17 protein-coding genes are annotated in these 16171 nt (G+C 41.3%); 9 read left to right on the top strand and 8 right to left on the bottom strand.

Going from position 1 to position 16171, the window contains the following annotated elements:
* The first annotated feature begins 100 nt into the window (after positions 1–100).
* The 4 genes from queE (at position 101) to AC4MCC_RS04840 (ending at position 2541) form a co-directional block, all read left to right on the top strand.
* Positions 101–811 (top strand): 7-carboxy-7-deazaguanine synthase QueE, encoded by a 711-nt coding sequence (queE, locus tag AC4MCC_RS04855; protein WP_419365377.1) that lies wholly within the window; start codon positions 101–103, stop codon positions 809–811.
* A gap of 33 nt (positions 812–844) precedes the next feature.
* A complete protein-coding gene (queC, locus tag AC4MCC_RS04850) occupies positions 845–1513 on the top strand; it encodes a 7-cyano-7-deazaguanine synthase QueC (RefSeq protein WP_180139328.1) in 669 nt (222 codons plus the stop codon).
* A gap of 27 nt (positions 1514–1540) precedes the next feature.
* Positions 1541–2002, top strand: coding sequence for a hypothetical protein (locus AC4MCC_RS04845; protein ID WP_034171206.1), 462 nt, complete (start codon positions 1541–1543; stop codon positions 2000–2002).
* An 80-nt stretch (positions 2003–2082) separates the two neighbouring features.
* Complete coding sequence (locus tag AC4MCC_RS04840; RefSeq protein ID WP_341120448.1) at positions 2083–2541, top strand: peroxiredoxin; 459 nt, start codon at positions 2083–2085, stop codon at positions 2539–2541.
* Positions 2542–2616: 75 nt separating this feature from the next.
* Here the strand turns inward: AC4MCC_RS04840 and AC4MCC_RS04835 are convergent, their stop codons facing one another.
* A complete protein-coding gene (locus tag AC4MCC_RS04835; protein ID WP_491885742.1) occupies positions 2617–3216 on the bottom strand; it encodes a LysE/ArgO family amino acid transporter in 600 nt (199 codons plus the stop codon).
* A gap of 107 nt (positions 3217–3323) precedes the next feature.
* Here AC4MCC_RS04835 and AC4MCC_RS04830 point away from each other — a divergent pair, with 107 nt between their 5' ends.
* The gene (locus AC4MCC_RS04830) at positions 3324–4226 is read left to right on the top strand and encodes a LysR family transcriptional regulator ArgP (RefSeq protein ID WP_491885741.1); all 903 of its coding nucleotides are present in this window, start codon (positions 3324–3326) and stop codon (positions 4224–4226) included.
* 45 nt (positions 4227–4271) lie between these two features.
* On the opposite strand, the gene AC4MCC_RS04825 is transcribed toward AC4MCC_RS04830, so the two are convergent.
* Together AC4MCC_RS04825 and AC4MCC_RS04820 are read right to left on the bottom strand one after the other, a co-directional pair.
* On the bottom strand, positions 4272–4835 hold the full coding sequence (locus AC4MCC_RS04825) for a YceI family protein (protein WP_180139320.1): 564 nt from the start codon (positions 4833–4835) through the stop codon (positions 4272–4274).
* Between the two features lie 47 nt (positions 4836–4882).
* Complete coding sequence (locus AC4MCC_RS04820; RefSeq protein WP_180139317.1) at positions 4883–5452, bottom strand: nicotinate-nicotinamide nucleotide adenylyltransferase; 570 nt, start codon at positions 5450–5452, stop codon at positions 4883–4885.
* Positions 5453–5553: 101 nt separating this feature from the next.
* Here AC4MCC_RS04820 and AC4MCC_RS04815 point away from each other — a divergent pair, with 101 nt between their 5' ends.
* The 4 genes from AC4MCC_RS04815 (at position 5554) to AC4MCC_RS04800 (ending at position 7968) form a co-directional block, all read left to right on the top strand.
* Complete coding sequence (locus AC4MCC_RS04815; protein WP_419365380.1) at positions 5554–6354, top strand: enoyl-CoA hydratase; 801 nt, start codon at positions 5554–5556, stop codon at positions 6352–6354.
* A 73-nt stretch (positions 6355–6427) separates the two neighbouring features.
* On the top strand, positions 6428–7222 hold the full coding sequence (locus AC4MCC_RS04810) for a nitroreductase family protein (protein ID WP_419365381.1): 795 nt from the start codon (positions 6428–6430) through the stop codon (positions 7220–7222).
* 255 nt (positions 7223–7477) lie between these two features.
* Entirely contained in the window at positions 7478–7840 is a 363-nt protein-coding gene (locus AC4MCC_RS04805; RefSeq protein ID WP_419365382.1) for a hypothetical protein, read from the top strand.
* Positions 7840–7968: a hypothetical protein gene (locus AC4MCC_RS04800; protein ID WP_419365383.1), complete on the top strand. Its 129-nt coding sequence runs from the start codon at positions 7840–7842 to the stop codon at positions 7966–7968. The genes AC4MCC_RS04805 and AC4MCC_RS04800 overlap by 1 nt, the downstream gene beginning before the upstream one ends.
* 181 nt (positions 7969–8149) lie before the next feature.
* Here AC4MCC_RS04800 and AC4MCC_RS04795 read toward each other — a convergent pair whose 3' ends face one another.
* The 5 genes from AC4MCC_RS04795 to purL form a co-directional block, all read right to left on the bottom strand.
* Entirely contained in the window at positions 8150–9616 is a 1467-nt protein-coding gene (locus AC4MCC_RS04795; protein WP_491885740.1) for a carotenoid oxygenase family protein, read from the bottom strand.
* Positions 9617–9755: 139 nt separating this feature from the next.
* Entirely contained in the window at positions 9756–10073 is a 318-nt protein-coding gene (locus AC4MCC_RS04790) for a YqfO family protein (RefSeq protein WP_180104432.1), read from the bottom strand.
* Positions 10074–10090: 17 nt separating this feature from the next.
* Positions 10091–10972, bottom strand: coding sequence for a LysR substrate-binding domain-containing protein (locus AC4MCC_RS04785; protein WP_491885739.1), 882 nt, complete (start codon positions 10970–10972; stop codon positions 10091–10093).
* A gap of 479 nt (positions 10973–11451) precedes the next feature.
* Positions 11452–11577, bottom strand: a complete 126-nt coding sequence (locus AC4MCC_RS04780) for a KGW motif small protein (protein ID WP_257220869.1) — start codon at positions 11575–11577, stop codon at positions 11452–11454.
* 313 nt (positions 11578–11890) lie between these two features.
* Positions 11891–15724 carry a phosphoribosylformylglycinamidine synthase gene (gene purL, locus AC4MCC_RS04775; RefSeq protein ID WP_491885738.1) on the bottom strand — a complete coding sequence of 1278 codons (3834 nt, stop codon included), beginning with the start codon at positions 15722–15724 and terminating at the stop codon, positions 11891–11893.
* Between the last annotated feature and the right edge of the window lie 447 nt (positions 15725–16171).

Genomic DNA, 16171 nt, shown 5'->3' with positions numbered 1-16171 from the left:
CCCCGGAGCTTCAACCGCTCCTCGTCTCTACGGTCAGCAATGATCGTAGGGATTTTTATTTTTATACATTGTTATTTATTTTTCAGTGGTTAATGTTGTTATGAATACGCTTCGATCTTCCGCAATTCCAGTTTCTGATCCGTCTGCGGGCTTACGCATTACGGAGATCTTCTATTCATTACAAGGTGAAGCCAATACTGCAGGTTTACCGACCGTATTTATCCGCTTAACCGGATGTCCGCTGCGCTGTACCTATTGTGATACTACGTATTCTTTTGAAGGAGGCGAACGCAAATCTTTAGATGACATCATCCAGACCACGCTTGATTTTGAAACGCCTTATGTCTGTGTGACCGGTGGTGAACCATTGGCTCAACCGAACGCCCTACCTCTGATGCAACGACTTGCAGATTTAGGCTGTGAAGTCTCTTTAGAAACCAGCGGTGCGTTAGATGTTTCTAAAGTGGATGCACGGGTATCCAAAGTTCTGGATTTAAAAACACCAACTTCAGGTGAAGTTGCACGAAATTTGCTTACAAATCTGGATCATTTAACTCAGCATGACCAGATTAAGTTTGTGATCTGTAATCGTGAAGATTATGAATGGTCAAAACAGCAGGTAGAACAGTACCAGTTGAATGAAAAAGTCAGTACGGTCTGGTTCTCCCCTGCATTTGCAGTTGAAAAAGGAGCTGCGCGCTTGCCACAATTGGCACGTGATCTGGCTCAATGGATTTTAGAAGACCATCTCCCTGTTCGTTTCCAGCTGCAGCTGCACAAGTTGTTATGGAATGATGAAACTGGTCGTTAATTTTTGTAAATTTACTATATTGGAGTATTTGTTATGCGCCCTCGTGCCATTGTATTGTTATCTGGCGGATTAGATTCAACAACCTGTCTGGCTTGGGCGCAGGCACGCTATGAATGTATCGCACTGAGTTTTATGTATGGCCAACGTTCCACTACAGAACTTGATGCAGCTCGTGCGCTGGCTCAACGCTCGGGTGTAGAACATCGTGTCATCAATATTGATTTAGGTAACCTGGGCGGCTCAGCCCTTACTGATCATAGCATTGAGGTACCGGATCAATTGCAGGAAGGTATCCCGGTAACCTATGTGCCTGCACGAAATACCATCTTCTTATCTTATGCTTTGGCCGCTGCAGAGGTGTTCGGTGCCGAGGCAATTGTGATCGGTATTAATGCGGTGGATTATTCAGGTTATCCAGACTGCCGCCCGGAATTTATCGAAGCTTTTGCCAACATGGCACGCCTTGCAACCAAGGTTGGTATCGAAGGTCAGGCCCTGAAATTTGAAACACCTTTGTTACATTTATCCAAAGCAAATATCATTCGCTTAGGCCTAGAACATGGCGTAGACTACAGTCAAACGGTATCTTGCTACCAAGCAGATGACCAAGGACGTGCGTGTGGAACATGTGACAGTTGTCGTTTACGCAAGCAAGGTTTTGCTGATGCAGGTGTTGAAGACCCGACACGTTATTACCTTTAAAATCGATCAAGGTTATAAATCCATATTATGAATATTAAAGCCAAATTACTTGCGACTAGCCTACTCTCTTTGTCTGCCCTATTTTCAACTGCATCTTTTGCAAATAATGATCAAGCTAAGGCAAAAGCAGAATTTGAGGCGATGAAAAAAGAATACACAACTGCCATGAAAAATGCTGGAAGCAGTTCAAATGTACGTGACGGTTTAATTAAAGCCTGTGCTATTCCATACAAACAGGCAGTGAAGTACAAAAAACTGACTCAGTCTGATGTGAACAAGCTTTGTACATGTGAAGTAGATGCGGAAGGTAAATTGACTCAAGCCCAAAAATGGCAGATTCAAAGCACCATTAACCAGAAGAAAAACCCTGCTACTTTAGACTTTGTTAAAAAACAAAGCCAGAACGTGCAGTCTTGTGTAGGCCCACAGCTCGCAGGTAAATTAAATTCACTTGCTGCAGAAGCCAATAAAGCCGCTCAAAAGAAATAATCCTGACGGATGTTTTTCTAGGATAAGCCACTATAATGTGGCTTATTTTTTTGAAAAAATTTAGAAAAATTGGAGAGATCATGTCTGAGATCAGCTTACTTGAGCACACTTTTCCTACCACTACAGGTGAAATTAATCTAGCCCAATTAAATGCAGAATGGTTAATTATCTATTTTTATCCTAAAGATTCGACACCTGGCTGTACTACTCAGGCAGTCGGTTTTTCTTGTTTAAAAGATCAGTTTGATGCGCTCAATACGACTATTCTGGGCGTATCACGTGATTCGGTTAAAGCGCATCAGAACTTCACTGAAAAACAGAATCTGACCATCAATCTGATCAGTGATAAAGAAGAAGTGTTATGTAAACATTTTGATGTCATTAAAGAAAAGAATATGTATGGCAAGAAAGTAATGGGCATTGAGCGCTCTACCTTCATTTTCCATAATGGCAAGCTGGTCAAAGAATACCGCAAGGTAAAAGCTGCTGGCCATGCTGAACAGGTTTTAGAAGATTTGAAAGCTTTACAGGCTGCTTAAGGTCTTTCATAAAATCAAAAAAGGCATGATCAGAAATATCATGCCTTTTTCTTTAGAGTTGCTGCAAAGAATAATTTAGTTCACTAAAGAAACTGCAATTGACCACATTACACAGCCAATGAGTACATCCAGTATTTTCCAGGCTTGTGGTCGCTGAAAAATAGGTTGCAAATAACGTGCTGCATAGCCCAGTCCAAAAAAGAATACAAAGGACGCACTAATCGCTCCTAAGGCAAATTGTATCTGTGCATTGGAATATTGGGTGGAGATGGAACCAATCAAGACCAGTGCATCCAGATAAACATGCGGATTGAGCCAGGTCAGCATCAAACAAATCAGCAAAACCTTATATAAAGAAGGCACATCTTTTTGATCAGTGTCCAGACGCTGCTCATTTTTCCAGGCCTGATAAAAATGCTGAGCCCCATAGATCACCAGAAAAGTCGCACCCAGATATTTTGCCATGTTGATCCAGTGTGGATTAACCAGCATTAATTGTGAAAATCCCAAAACACCGGCAAAAATTAAAATCGCATCAGATAAGGCACAACACATACAGATCGCAAAGACATACTGCTGTTTCAAGCCCTGTTTCAATACAAAAGCATTTTGTGCACCAATGGCAATAATCAGGCTAAAGCCTACTGCCAGACCTTGTATATATGCATTTAACATTGGAATATCATGGAATTATAAAGATGGAGATCATTATCTATGTTATTCTTTTCAATTAAATATAATTAAGAAAATATCATTCAGACTAAATTTTATTTAGGTAAGCTATGCCACTTAATTCTAAAAACTGTGATGCTTTTCTGGCTGTTGCAGAAACCCAAAGTTTTGATGCTGCCGCAAAAGTATTAAATATAACGGCTTCAGCAGTCACTTTAAGAGTGCAAAATCTGGAAAGAGATTTGGGGCAAGTTCTGGTGCTACGTGAGCGTCCTTGTAAAGTGACCAATGCCGGGCAAACCTTACTGAATTATTTGCAGCATCAACGCCTGTTGCAGCAGCAATTGATCCAGCAATTAAATGGTCAAAATAAAGCAGAATTTAGCTCGATTCATATTGCGGTAAATGCAGATTCACTCGCAACCTGGTTATTTCCCTGTCTGAACACTACCCTGCTTGTAGAAAAAATCATGTTGAATCTTCAGGTTGCTGTTCAAAGTGAAACTCATAAGCTTCTGGAGCAGGGCCAAGTCAATGCATGTATTAGCAGTGAAATTGAAGCCATGCCGGGCTGTAAGGCTCATTTTATTGGACAGATGCATTATAGAATGGTCGCAACACCTGCCTTTGTGCATTCCTGGTTTAAACAAGGCATTCACCGGGAATCACTGCGTAAGGCACCCGCTGTGATTTACAATGATCAGGATCATTTACATAGCCATCTACTGTTAACTCAATTTGGCTTAAACCAGCAATGTTTTCCTTTTCACTATATCCCCTCCTCAACCGCCTTTGCTGATGCTATTTTTTCTGGATTAGGATACGGTTTAGTGCCAGACTATCAAATTGCGGACCGGATTCAAAATGGGACACTGATCGAAATACTGCCTGAATGCAGTTGTGATGTACCTTTATATTGGCATCACTGGAAACAGCAGTCTCCCGCTCTAAAACAGTTAACCAAAGTCATTCTGGAGCAAGCAGAACAGTGCATGAATAGTCCAATTCAATAAACAGTTCTATATGTCCTGCCGAATTCACAGAAATTGAATATCACATTATTGGGTTTTCCACTGCCCCATTAAATGAATATTAACCTTTTCACCTACGCCTGCAGTGGCCTTCTTCATCCCAAAATCTGAGCGATTAATTACCGTGGTGGATTTCACATCGAGTAGATTAGGATTACCCTTGTTCGGTGTCAGCGTGGTATCGAATACCACTGGTCGAGTAACCCCTCTTAGAGTGAGTTGACCCATGACCTGATAGCGATTCGTACCATTTGGCTTAAACTGGGTACTTTTGAAATTGACCGTTTTATAGCGCGATGCATGAAACAGGTCCTCACCCATAATCATATTTTTAAGGCTAGGTTTAGAAACTTCCAGGCTATCCACCTGCATAGTGAACTCAGTCGATGACTGTTGTGGCTGATCAGGATCAAACTGCATGGTTGCCTTGAACTCTTGAAAATTTCCCTTTACCACATTCAAACCCAAGGAGTTAATGCTAAAGCCGACACTACTTTGAGGCGTCAATGTCCAGCTTTTAGCATACGCAGCCGATATACACATAGCAGATAGAGCACCCGCATAGGCTATATTTTTCAGGAATAGATTCATTGTGTTCATCCTTAACAATCAAATGAACTCACTACCTTAAAACGGTTTTAGCCCAGATTTGTTTTATCATTTAGTTCAAACTTGTTGACCAATTGTTGAAAAATCTCATTATTTTTAAATTTATGTAAAAACTCACTAGTGCCTAAAGGAAAAGCTGATTCCACTACTTCACCGCGATAATACGCTTCACGTAAAGGAGTCGCTGAAATTGCACCGACCAAGCTATCGAGTTCCACCATTTCCCACTCCGGGAACAAACTTAAATAATAAGAAGATTCATCTTTAAAGTGTCCAATCAGACCAACTTTTGCTTCTGGTTCAACTACTTCAGACACCAGCGATTTCACCAGTTTTTGCCATTTTTCATCATTATAGACATCAATGACATGGACAAATTTAATACGCTTCTGATCTGCTTCAGAAAAGTTCGACAGGATCATTTCTTCACGTTCAGTGGCCAGAAATGGATTTTTAATATTGCGTTCTTGCTGTGCCGAGCCTAATGCCAGAATCACCTGTTGGCTCTGCTGCAAGGCAATTTTAATCGTTTGCATATGGGCCAGATGGAAAGGTTGAAAACGACCAATAAACACCAGGTAATCAAATTTATACTTCATAGCACATCTTACTTTTATGAACGCATCAGTTATGCCGCAGGGAATTTTTTGCGACATAATAAGCGCCAATAAATTCATATTAATAAAGCAAGGATAGTACGATGACACTGAGCTGTATTCAACAACCGCATCAGCATTTAAATGCGAATTTAGACAATGGCGTACTGACCTTAGCCATTCACCGCCCTGAGGCAAAAAATGCGCTTTACGGCGAACTATATCTATGGATCGCACAGGCACTGGATGAAGCAGATCAGGATAGTAGTGTGCGTGTCGTGATTCTACGTGGTCAAGACGCAGACTTTAGTGCCGGCAATGACATGCAGGACTTCATGAAGTTTATTCAGACGCCTCTGCAAGCTAAGGCTGGCGATACTCCTCCTTTTGTGCTGTTGAAGTCCGCTGCAAAATTTTCCAAGCCTTTAATTGCTGCCGTTCGTGGCGTTGCGATTGGGATCGGGGTAACGATTCTGCTGCATGCTGATCTGGTTTATAGTGACAATACTGCCCTGTTCCAGATTCCATTTGTTAGCCTTGGCCTGTCGCCTGAAGGCGCTTCAAGCAAGCTGCTCGTACAACAAGCTGGCTATCATAAAGCGGCTGAGTTACTGCTTACTGCACAGCGATTTAATAGTGAAAAAGCATTGGGTGCAGGTCTGGTAAATAGCATTGAAGAAGATGTCTATGCTGCTGCTGAAAAACAGGCAAAAACTCTTGCCGCTTTACCGCTGGCTTCTATTAAACAAACCAAAGCACTGATGAAGCATGATCTGGCTGAAATTATTGACTGTATTGATGATGAAGCTGAGATATTTATGAAGCGTGTCGGTTCACCTGAAATGACGGAAGCCGTTCAGGCGTTTATGCAAAAACGGAAACCTGATTTCACACAATTCAACTAATTCTGAAACTTATCTTTTAATTGAGGCAGTTTAGACTGCCTCAATCTTTTATTTTTTTGAAAGAATCTAGCTTATGACTAATGAAAACTCCCAAACGACTTCTCAAACAACCGATAGTTCAAATCCTGAAAAGAAACGTTACTACGAACCTGCTCCTCAGGATATTGATGTAGATAATTTCCGCAAGGTCATCGAAAGCCGCCGTTCAGTGCGTAAATTTACCAAGAAGCCAATTCCTACTGAAGTACTGGATGCCTGTCTGGATTTAGCCTTGCTGGCGCCGAACTCCTCAAACCTGCAGCCGTGGACTTTTTATGTGGTGCAGAACCCCTCCAAGAAAAAACGTCTGGTTAAAGCATGTATGAGCCAGCTTGCTGCTAAAACAGCTTCGGAACTGATTATCTGTGTAGCACGTACTGACCGTGTAGATGAAATGGCTAAACTGAATATCAGCGAGTTTCCATTTCCTGAGGCTCCACCAGCCATTAAAAAGTACTATAAGTACATTCCCTACAACTACAAGACTGGTTATTTGAATGCCTTTGGTAACTTTAAGAAAGTTGCTTTCAAAGTAGCTCGTACCTTAGACAAGCAAATGCCTGTTTCTGCATTTAGTCCTGCCGATGCCAAGCTATGGGCAAGTAAAACCACAGCATTAGCCTGTGAAAACCTAGTACTGGCTTTACGTGCTTATGGTTTTGATAGCTGTATGATGGAAGGCTTTGATGAACCAATGGTTCGTGAACTTCTAGATCTGAATGATCAGCAATATCCAGTGATGGTGATTGGTGCTGGTGAACGTGCCAAAGATGGTGTGTTCTTCCCGCAGTATCGTTTTGATCGTGAGTTGTTTATTCAGAAGGTTTAAGTTTAAAAGTAGTATTTAAAGGATTTAATAATATTAATTTAATTAATATTTGATGACATGGATGTCGCTTAATTAAGTATATTAGAAAAATCTAAATAATAATTTTATAGTTTCCTCATGCAAGTATTTCATAATGATTTTATTCTTATAAAGAATTACTTAAAACAAAAATTTTTTCAATCATCAATTATCTCAACCAAATTAAAACTAACTACGGAATAGCATTAACCTTTACACCTAAGACAGGCGTTTATAATGGTCAAACTTATTAAAACGAGCATACTTATAAATATAATAATGTTAGCTACAGGATGCTCATCAATGATGAAAAATAGTATTAGTTACGCTATACATTATGAGACAGGAAAATTTATATATAAAAACAATTGGCCCGAGTGTAGAAATTTAACAATGACTCCAGATTTAATAAAAAAGCAAAAATATATTACAACTTATAGTAGCTGTAAGATATCTCCTGAAGGGTATGTTCCTCAACAAATTATTATTGAATATGTGCCTTGGTTGACTTATGAAGAGCAAATAAAAAAGGATATGGTATTCCTGAAGAATTACGTTACGCTCAAGGAGAAGCAGCAGCAAAAAAAAGATTGGCTATAATGGCAGCACAACAGGAAAGAATATCAAAAATCCCAATTACAGCATGGAAAAAAATTGTACTTACTCCCCCTAAAGAAGTGGAAAAATACAAATATCAAGTTCCCGAAGGAAAAGGCAATCGAAGTTGAGGTAAAAATATCCACTACATCATTTCCCTTCATCCTGATGGTAATTACAGTATAGAAACCAAACTGTATTGGGTTGAGAAATATCAAGAAAAGTGGAATTGAAGATTTATTTAAGCATCTAGTCAAGTCCGTTTGATTTCAAACGGACTTAAATAAACTAAAATTTTTCCTAAATATAATTTTATATTACTTTTAACTCCCGATAATCAATCCAATTACAATGAAAACCAACCGGTACTCGTACAGGCAAATAAATTGTGGCAATTGGCCCATCCTTAATATGCTGTGCATCCAAAATCACAACTTTCGAAGGGCCACAATCTAAAGCATGCACATAAGACATGAGCCAACCATCATTTTCAGCTTGTGCACCCTCTTTTTCGACAAATATAGCCTCACCTGTGACCCAATTTTCTCCAAATGAATAACTTTCTATGGTCGTAGTTTCTAAATCATGCCCCAACAGGCTATTACTGCTGACATGGTAAGGATCATCAAATTCGCCAAAGGAAATGCTATAAGCATAACGATAAGGCCGTCCGGTATAAGCTTCATTAATGCGTGGGAATTCCTGTTTAACATCCGATAAGATTGTCCGCTTCACTTTCCCTGTTCCTTTTTCGAAGACAAATCGTTCTAATCGAAGATCCTGATCTTCAATTGGGCCCTGAATCGAATGCACCATTGCTTTGGAATGTACCACTGCATCCATGACCACATTCCCTGTATCCAGATCATAAGCATTCATGGTATGAAAAATAAAACAGGGATCGATGTTGTACCAGCGTATATCCTGAGCACTTCCACCAAAAGATAACAGACCAATACGTGCCTGATGTTTCGGGTTCCATTGATATGGCAGCAGCGAACCTTTTAAGGCACTCTGCACCGAGAAATTTACATTTAAGTCCAAAATTAAGACCTGAGATTCGGTAATCGCACAGTCATGTACCATCGGACCATGTTTGACTGGAATTTCAACATGATTTTTCAGTTTGCCCTGTACATCGATATGCAGATAAAAGACTTTATTATGGGTTAGCCCATCATAACAAACCGCATGAATATCGCCGGTATCCGGATCAATATGTGGATGTGCAGTAAATGGCAAGTCTAGATCATCATTCTCAAACAGATGATGGCGCTTAGATTCCAGTTCACTATTCACTTCGATTGGATAAGCACCCGCTTCGACCAATGCCCAGATTTTCCCAGCAAAATTGATGATATTGGTATTTACTGGATCAGCTACACCACGACTTTTCCCCGGAATCACTGAGCGATGTAATTTCTTCTGTACACTATCCGCACCTACATATTGGCTTTTGTACCAGTGTGCTTCACCTTCTTTAAGCCGTAACGCATGAATCATCCCATCACCGGTAAACCAGTGATAAATTTTTGGATTTTTCACTGTAATGGGGTTCGGGCCAATTCGCATCAAGGCGCCATCTAATTCTTTCGGGATTTGCCCTTCTACCTTCAATTGAGTTGAAAAATGCTCCTGCCGCTGCGGTGCAAAAATACCATCCAGATAAGGATTATCATGGGAATATGGAATACGGTTATGTAGGATTTCTGCGCCGTATTGAATAGATTTATTCAGCGTATTTTTGAACATGCTGCTCAGCGGTTTTGGCAACTGCATTGTTATATTCCTTGTTTTATTCTTTTATTTGAGTTGTTCTGACGAATTTTATAATAATAAAAGCAGATTGGGTGTTTTTATATATAGATAGACGGCACATTAACACCAATGCACCGTCGGTTTATATCACTTCTAAAATTTAAACTTTTATATCTAAAAGCTGGATAAATTCAAATGCCGGTTCTTCATAAGGATGACTTTCTTTTAGAGCCTTAGCCACTTCAACCGCCTTTTCATCAGGCACAAGAATTTCGACCCGCCATTCTTCCACTTTTTCTAGCTGGCCAATTTCCCCAATATGAGGATCTGCGCCTTGCTGTGGCTTAAATTGTCCAGTTCCCAGAATTTGCCAGGCACAATCGGTATACTCCCCAATACCACCCGCACCTGCTGCAAAGACGGCTTTCTTGGTTTCCTCTAGGTTTTCATCTGGTACGTAATAAATCAGTTTAAGCATATATCCCTACAAGTTTTTCAAGCATTTACCGTATTGTTAAGAGCTTCGGTAATAATATTCAATGCTGGATTTTGAGAGTTCTTGTTAAATGTTGCATATAGTTCGACTTGAGGTAAAGGTCGATCTGTCTGGATCACTTTCACTTCATCATTCAGGAAACGTAATAAATAATCGGGAGCAAAACTAAAACCCATACCCATATTGATCAGGTTAATATGCTGTAGCACATTGGTCGCCCACAGCACTTGATCGTGCTTTAGCTGATCAAAGGACATCAAGGCATTGAGTCTTTCATAAAATATGGGTGATGCATTCTGATCACACATAATAATTGTATGATTTTTCAGTTCCTGTAATTTCAGTATTCGATCGGTTGGGTACAAATGCTTGGCTGCAACCACGTGAATTTGTTCTGTCAACAAATGGATGTTTTCAAAATCTGGATGATCCAGCTGAAAACGGGTAATACTTAGATCTAGTTCAGCATTTTTTAGACGTTGAAGCTGTTCCAGACAGAACAGGCTATGCAGATGAATTTTCAGATCTGGCATGGTCTTTTTCAACTTGGCCAAAATATGTGGCATGACTTTTAGTTCGGCAACATTCAGAAAACCAATATGAATCTGGTTATTTTTCTGCTGGGCCACCTGTCGTGCTGACGCAACGGCCAATTTGGCATTTTCTAGAGCTTTTTCTGCATAGATTAAAAAGGCCTTACCTTCATCGGTTAACTGTATTTTTCGTGAAGAACGCTCAAACAGGTTAACGCCAACTTCCTGCTCCAGATCTTTAATCTGCTGACTTAAAGAAGGTTGAGCCGTAAACAGCTTTTCAGCAGCCCTAGTGAAACTCTGCTCCTGCGCCACGGTAATAAAATAGCGTAAATGTCGAAGTTCCATAGATTGCTCACTTCAAAAAACAGGTGCTTATCATACGATTTAGGCCAACGTATTGAAAATATTAATAGATCAATAGCTTATACGAATACTCATATATCTACTTTCTATGCATGGCCAGACTTTTCCCCTCCTACATTTATACCTGTTTCAGGTATACACATAGTGTCTTGCATGACGCAGTATTCGACATTGAGCTCAGATTAAAGTTGGAAACAGGCAGCAGAATCGCTGAACTTGCCATATCTGGAGGTGATTCAGATTGCTTCTCATGATGTTATAAACCCTAGAATGGCAAGTCTGAAATTCATGAATCTGTGTAATTCTGGTTAGGCCGGTTGGTTATATCACTTGGTGTTATCAGGATAGTATTAATAATGCTTTTGTTTATTAAAATACGCTGAAGGTAACGTTAAAGCAGATTCAACCCACTGTTTAGCAATAAAAAAGCCACCTTTCGGTGGCTTTTTTAAATCTGTTGATCAAGAACTCTGTAGCAAATAACTGCCTACCAAGAACAGTACCTGTAGGCCAACAACAAAACCAAATAACCACCAACCTTTCTGACGTAATTCTGTTCTATCCATTATTCTGAGCGTCTTAGCCATGTCACCACCTCATTCTTGAGTGTTGATACTGAACTGATCTATACCATCTTTCCTTTAAAGTGCATAAATATTGTGCATTATTTACACAATATCACTTCTATGCAGATATAAAAGCAAAATCTAAACCAGTTCAGCGGGAGAAAATTAAATAAATGTTTCAAACTGCTTAAAAAGCAAAAAGCCACCCACTGGTGGCAATTGATGAAGCTAGTCTAAACAAAAGTAAATGATTTTTCTAGTTTTACTAATTTCCCATAAGTTCAAATTATAAAAAAGGGCCGCTGCTGCGACCCTTTTTTGAAACTAAATCAGATTAACCAATAAATTTGCGAGCATTACGGAACATGCGTAACCATGCACCGTCCTGATCCCAGTCTTCTGGTTTCCAAGAGTGCTGGATCGCACGGAAGTTACGCTCAGGGTGTGGCATCAAGATAGTCGCACGACCATCTTTCGAAGTTACACCAGAAATCCCTTCAGGCGAACCATTCGGGTTCAATGGATATTGCTCAGTCGCATTACCCTGGCTATCCACATAACGCATAATCACCTGATTATTGGCATTCAATGCAGCAATGTTTTCAGCCGATGCTACTACGCGACCTTCACCATGTGCCACAGCGATTGGAAGAATTGAACCTTCCATGCCTTCTAATAATACAGAGTGAGATTTCTCTACACGAACATTGACGCTACGTGCTTCAAATACTTCTGATTTGTTACGATGGAAACGAGGCCAAGCATCTGCACCTGGAATCAGTGGAGCTAATTGTGACAGCATCTGACAACCATTACAGATCCCTAGAGAGAAGGTCTCCTGACGGTTAAAGAATTTCTCGAACTGGTCACGAAGTTGCTGATTGAACAATACTGATTTCGCCCAGCCACCACCTGCACCCAATACGTCACCGTAAGAGAAGCCACCACATGTGACCAGACCTTCGAAGTCATCCAGGCTGATACGGCCAGCAAGCAAGTCACTCATGTGTACGTCAACTGTATTGAAGCCGACTTTATCGAATGCTGCTGCCATTTCTACATGACCATTCACACCCTGTTCACGCAAAATCGCCATATTTGGACGACGTGAATTGATGTACGGCGCTTCGATTTGCTCGTTCAGATCAAATGTCGGTTGAGCAATCAAACCTTTGTGTGATTTATCAGTAACCAACGCAAATTCTTGATCTGCAGTTTCTACGTTGTCACGCAGACGCTGGATTTGATGAGAAACTTCAGTCCAAGCTACTTGCAGGTCAGCACGTTCCAGTACCAGACCATTTACAGATAACTGGTCAGAGTTGTTCACTGTACCCACTACAGAGATCGCATCTTTCAGAGTAGAAGTAGCGATTTCTGCTTGTAATGCATCCCAATCTGCTTTCGCGATTTGCAGAACTGCACCGATTTCTTCAGCAAATAATGCTTCAACTGATTGATCTTCTAGCGCCACACCTAGACGTGCAGCAAACATCATTTCTGCAACAGTTGCCAGTAAACCACCATCACCGATGTCATGGTAAGCCTTGATCAGACCACGGTTGTTCCAGTCTTGAATCAGTGCAAAGAATGCTTTGAAATCTTCGAAGCTATCGACATCTGGAGTTACAGAACCGATGGCTTTGTATACCTGAGCCAGGATTGAACCACCGAGACGGAACTGGCCTTTAGACAGATCAATACGAACCAGTACAGATTCAATATTTTTCAGCTCAGGGGTTAATGTCTTACGAACATCAGTTACAGGTGCAAATGCAGTGATCACGCCTGACATCGGAGAAGTTACGGACTTGTCTTCGCCTTCGTCATTCCAGGTGGTACGCATTGACAATGAGTCTTTACCAACTGGAATTGCAATGCCCAGTGCTGGACACATTTCCATACCAATGGCTTTTACGCCTTCAAACAAGGCTTGGTCTTCGCCCGGTTGACCAGCCGCCGCCATCCAGTTTGCAGACAGTTTGATGTCGCTGATCTGATCAATCTTCGCAGACATGATGTTCGAGATCGATTCAGCAACTGATAAACGTGCAGAAGCCGCTGGGTTTAACAATGCAACTGGTGGACGTTCCCCCATTGCCATTGCTTCGCCCGTGTAACCGACAAGGCTGGTAGTCGTTACCGCAGCATCTGCTACAGGAACCTGCCATGGGCCGACCATTTGATCACGTGCCACCATACCGGTGATCGAACGGTCACCAATGGTGATCAGGAATGATTTAGAAGCCACAGTCGGGTTCTTGATCACGCGATAAATCGCATCTTTCAGATCAGTCACTTTAGACGCATCAAAGTCATCGCCTTTACGCGGAGCAGTTTCATATGAACGGCTCATACGTGGTGTACCACCAAGCATCACTTGCATTGGCATATCCACTGGCTTGTTGCCGAACAATGGATCTTCAACGGTTAAGTGACGCGCTTCAGTCGCTTCACCGAGTACTGCAAACGGACAACGTTCACGCGCACAGATCGATTCGAATAACGGTAGAGATTCTGGACGGATCGCAAGCACATAACGCTCTTGCGCTTCATTTGACCAGATTTCCATTGGCGACATGCCTGGCTCAAGTGATGGAATCTTACGAAGATCCAGCACCGCACCCAGTTCATGGTCATTTACCAGCTCAGGCATCGCATTCGAGATACCACCCGCACCGACGTCATGTACAGAAACGATCGGGTTCTCATCTTCCATGCGCCAGCAAGTATCAATCACTTCCTGACAACGACGTTCCATTTCCGGGTTTTCACGTTGTACAGAAGCGAAATCCAGGTTTTCACCCAGTTTACCGCTGTCTACAGAAGATGCTGCACCGCCACCAAGACCGATCAGCATGGCTGGACCACCAAGCACGATCAGTAAGTCACCTGGTTGAATCGCATCTTTTTCAACGTGGTCCGGACGAATGTTACCGTAACCACCCGCGATCATGATTGGCTTATGGAAGCCTTTCACTTCGCCATTGACGTTTTGTTCGAAGGTACGGAAATAACCCGTCAGCGCTGGACGACCAAATTCGTTGTTAAACGCTGCGCCGCCTAATGGACCTTCAATCATGATTTGAAGTGGAGATGCCATACGTGAAGGTTTGCCATAGTTTTCTTCCCAAGGCTGTTCGAAGCCAGGAATATTCAGGTTAGATACGGTGAAACCCGTTAAACCAGCTTTCGGTTTACCACCACGACCAGTCGCGCCTTCGTCACGAATCTCACCGCCTGAACCTGTCGCAGCACCGGCAAATGGTGCAATCGCTGTTGGGTGGTTGTGAGTTTCCACTTTCATCAAGATGTGAGCGGCCTGGCTTTTGTATTTATAAACGTGTTGACCGTTATCTTCTTGAGTTGGATAGAAACGTTGCGTATCAAAACCAACAATCACCGATGCGTTGTCTTTATAAGCCGACAATACGTCTGTTGGTGATTCTTTATAGGTATTTTTGATCATCTGGAACAATGACAATGGTTGAACTTCACCATCAATCGTCCATTCAGAACCGAAGATTTTATGACGGCAGTGCTCTGAGTTTGCCTGAGCAAACATCATCAGTTCGATGTCGTTCGGGTTACGACCCAGTTTGGTAAATGCTTCTGTCAGGTAATCAATTTCCTGTTCAGACAGCGCAAAACCGAATTCATTATTGGCTTTTACCAGTGCCTCTTTACCTTGACCCAGGATATCAATCGAGTTCAAAGGTTTTGGTGCAGTTTCAGTAAACAACACTGCAGCATCTTCAATCGCATTGAAAACACTTTCAGTCATGCGGTCATGCAAGATCTGTAATGCTTCTTTAGAAAGTTCTTTTTCGCCCTTCAAAGTAAACAAAACACCGCGTTCTAAACGATGAACCGGTGTATTACAGTTGGCAAAAATATCAGTTGCCTTTGATGACCACGGTGAAATCGTGCCGACACGCGGTGTCACCAGAATCTGGATTTCATCACTTGCAGCCTGGTGCAGTTCAAATGATTGACCATCGTTGAGAAGCTGTAAAGCGGATTGCTGTTGTTGCTCGTTGAGCGCTTGGTCAAAAAGATAAACAAATTGACTTTCTAGTGATTGAACAGAACTAATTGACGATAAACGTGTGAGTAGTTGAGCTTTCTTAAAAGAAGAATGTGCAGGTGCACCGGCAACGATAAACATGCTGATTTTGGCTCCACGGGATGATCGAGCGACCATGCCACAATGTGACTTGAGAGAGCGCATATTCTACTGTGAAATAAGGAAATCGGCTAGATGCCAAATCAGAAAACTACGCCTGAAATATCCTGGACTTTTAAAATATTCCGTTCATTTTCAGTTAGGAAAATTGAATGTAGTCGCACAGGTTAACACATTTTTTTCAAGAAAAATCAAAACCGCTTCAGAATAATTTTCTGCATAAAAATTGTATTATTTTTCAACAACAATCGGGACAAAATCAAATTCAGGTTTTATTGTCATGACCTGCCAAAACTCCTATTTAGGCCAAAATGAAATACTTGATTACAAGATTTAATGAAGTCGTATTTTTTGCAGACTGTTTTTGATTCTTTTGATTGACTCTTAACTTTGACTTCTAAGATTAGAAAACTGGTTAAAGGTCTTCTG

The sequence above is a fragment of the Acinetobacter sp. CAU_H_56 genome (assembly GCF_058599425.1).
Note: the sequence above shows the minus strand (reverse complement) of the source record. Positions and strands in the feature narration are given on the sequence as shown.

Excerpts from the sequence above, each read along its gene's own strand:
- queE (WP_419365377.1), top strand. The coding sequence starts at position 101 with ATGAATACGCTTCGATCTTCCGCAATTCCAGTTTCTGATCCGTCTGCG.
- purL (WP_491885738.1), bottom strand. The coding sequence starts at position 15,724 with ATGTTTATCGTTGCCGGTGCACCTGCACATTCTTCTTTTAAGAAAGCT.
- AC4MCC_RS04795 (WP_491885740.1), bottom strand. The coding sequence starts at position 9,616 with ATGCAGTTGCCAAAACCGCTGAGCAGCATGTTCAAAAATACGCTGAAT.
- AC4MCC_RS04825 (WP_180139320.1), bottom strand. The coding sequence starts at position 4,835 with ATGAATCTATTCCTGAAAAATATAGCCTATGCGGGTGCTCTATCTGCT.
- AC4MCC_RS04780 (WP_257220869.1), bottom strand. The coding sequence starts at position 11,577 with ATGGCTAAGACGCTCAGAATAATGGATAGAACAGAATTACGTCAGAAA.
- AC4MCC_RS04845 (WP_034171206.1), top strand. The coding sequence starts at position 1,541 with ATGAATATTAAAGCCAAATTACTTGCGACTAGCCTACTCTCTTTGTCT.
- queC (WP_180139328.1), top strand. The coding sequence starts at position 845 with ATGCGCCCTCGTGCCATTGTATTGTTATCTGGCGGATTAGATTCAACA.
- AC4MCC_RS04815 (WP_419365380.1), top strand. The coding sequence starts at position 5,554 with ATGACACTGAGCTGTATTCAACAACCGCATCAGCATTTAAATGCGAAT.
- AC4MCC_RS04835 (WP_491885742.1), bottom strand. The coding sequence starts at position 3,216 with ATGTTAAATGCATATATACAAGGTCTGGCAGTAGGCTTTAGCCTGATT.
- AC4MCC_RS04790 (WP_180104432.1), bottom strand. The coding sequence starts at position 10,073 with ATGCTTAAACTGATTTATTACGTACCAGATGAAAACCTAGAGGAAACC.
- AC4MCC_RS04810 (WP_419365381.1), top strand. The coding sequence starts at position 6,428 with ATGACTAATGAAAACTCCCAAACGACTTCTCAAACAACCGATAGTTCA.
- AC4MCC_RS04830 (WP_491885741.1), top strand. The coding sequence starts at position 3,324 with ATGCCACTTAATTCTAAAAACTGTGATGCTTTTCTGGCTGTTGCAGAA.
- AC4MCC_RS04800 (WP_419365383.1), top strand. The coding sequence starts at position 7,840 with ATGGCAGCACAACAGGAAAGAATATCAAAAATCCCAATTACAGCATGG.
- AC4MCC_RS04805 (WP_419365382.1), top strand. The coding sequence starts at position 7,478 with ATGGTCAAACTTATTAAAACGAGCATACTTATAAATATAATAATGTTA.
- AC4MCC_RS04785 (WP_491885739.1), bottom strand. The coding sequence starts at position 10,972 with ATGGAACTTCGACATTTACGCTATTTTATTACCGTGGCGCAGGAGCAG.
- AC4MCC_RS04840 (WP_341120448.1), top strand. The coding sequence starts at position 2,083 with ATGTCTGAGATCAGCTTACTTGAGCACACTTTTCCTACCACTACAGGT.
- AC4MCC_RS04820 (WP_180139317.1), bottom strand. The coding sequence starts at position 5,452 with ATGAAGTATAAATTTGATTACCTGGTGTTTATTGGTCGTTTTCAACCT.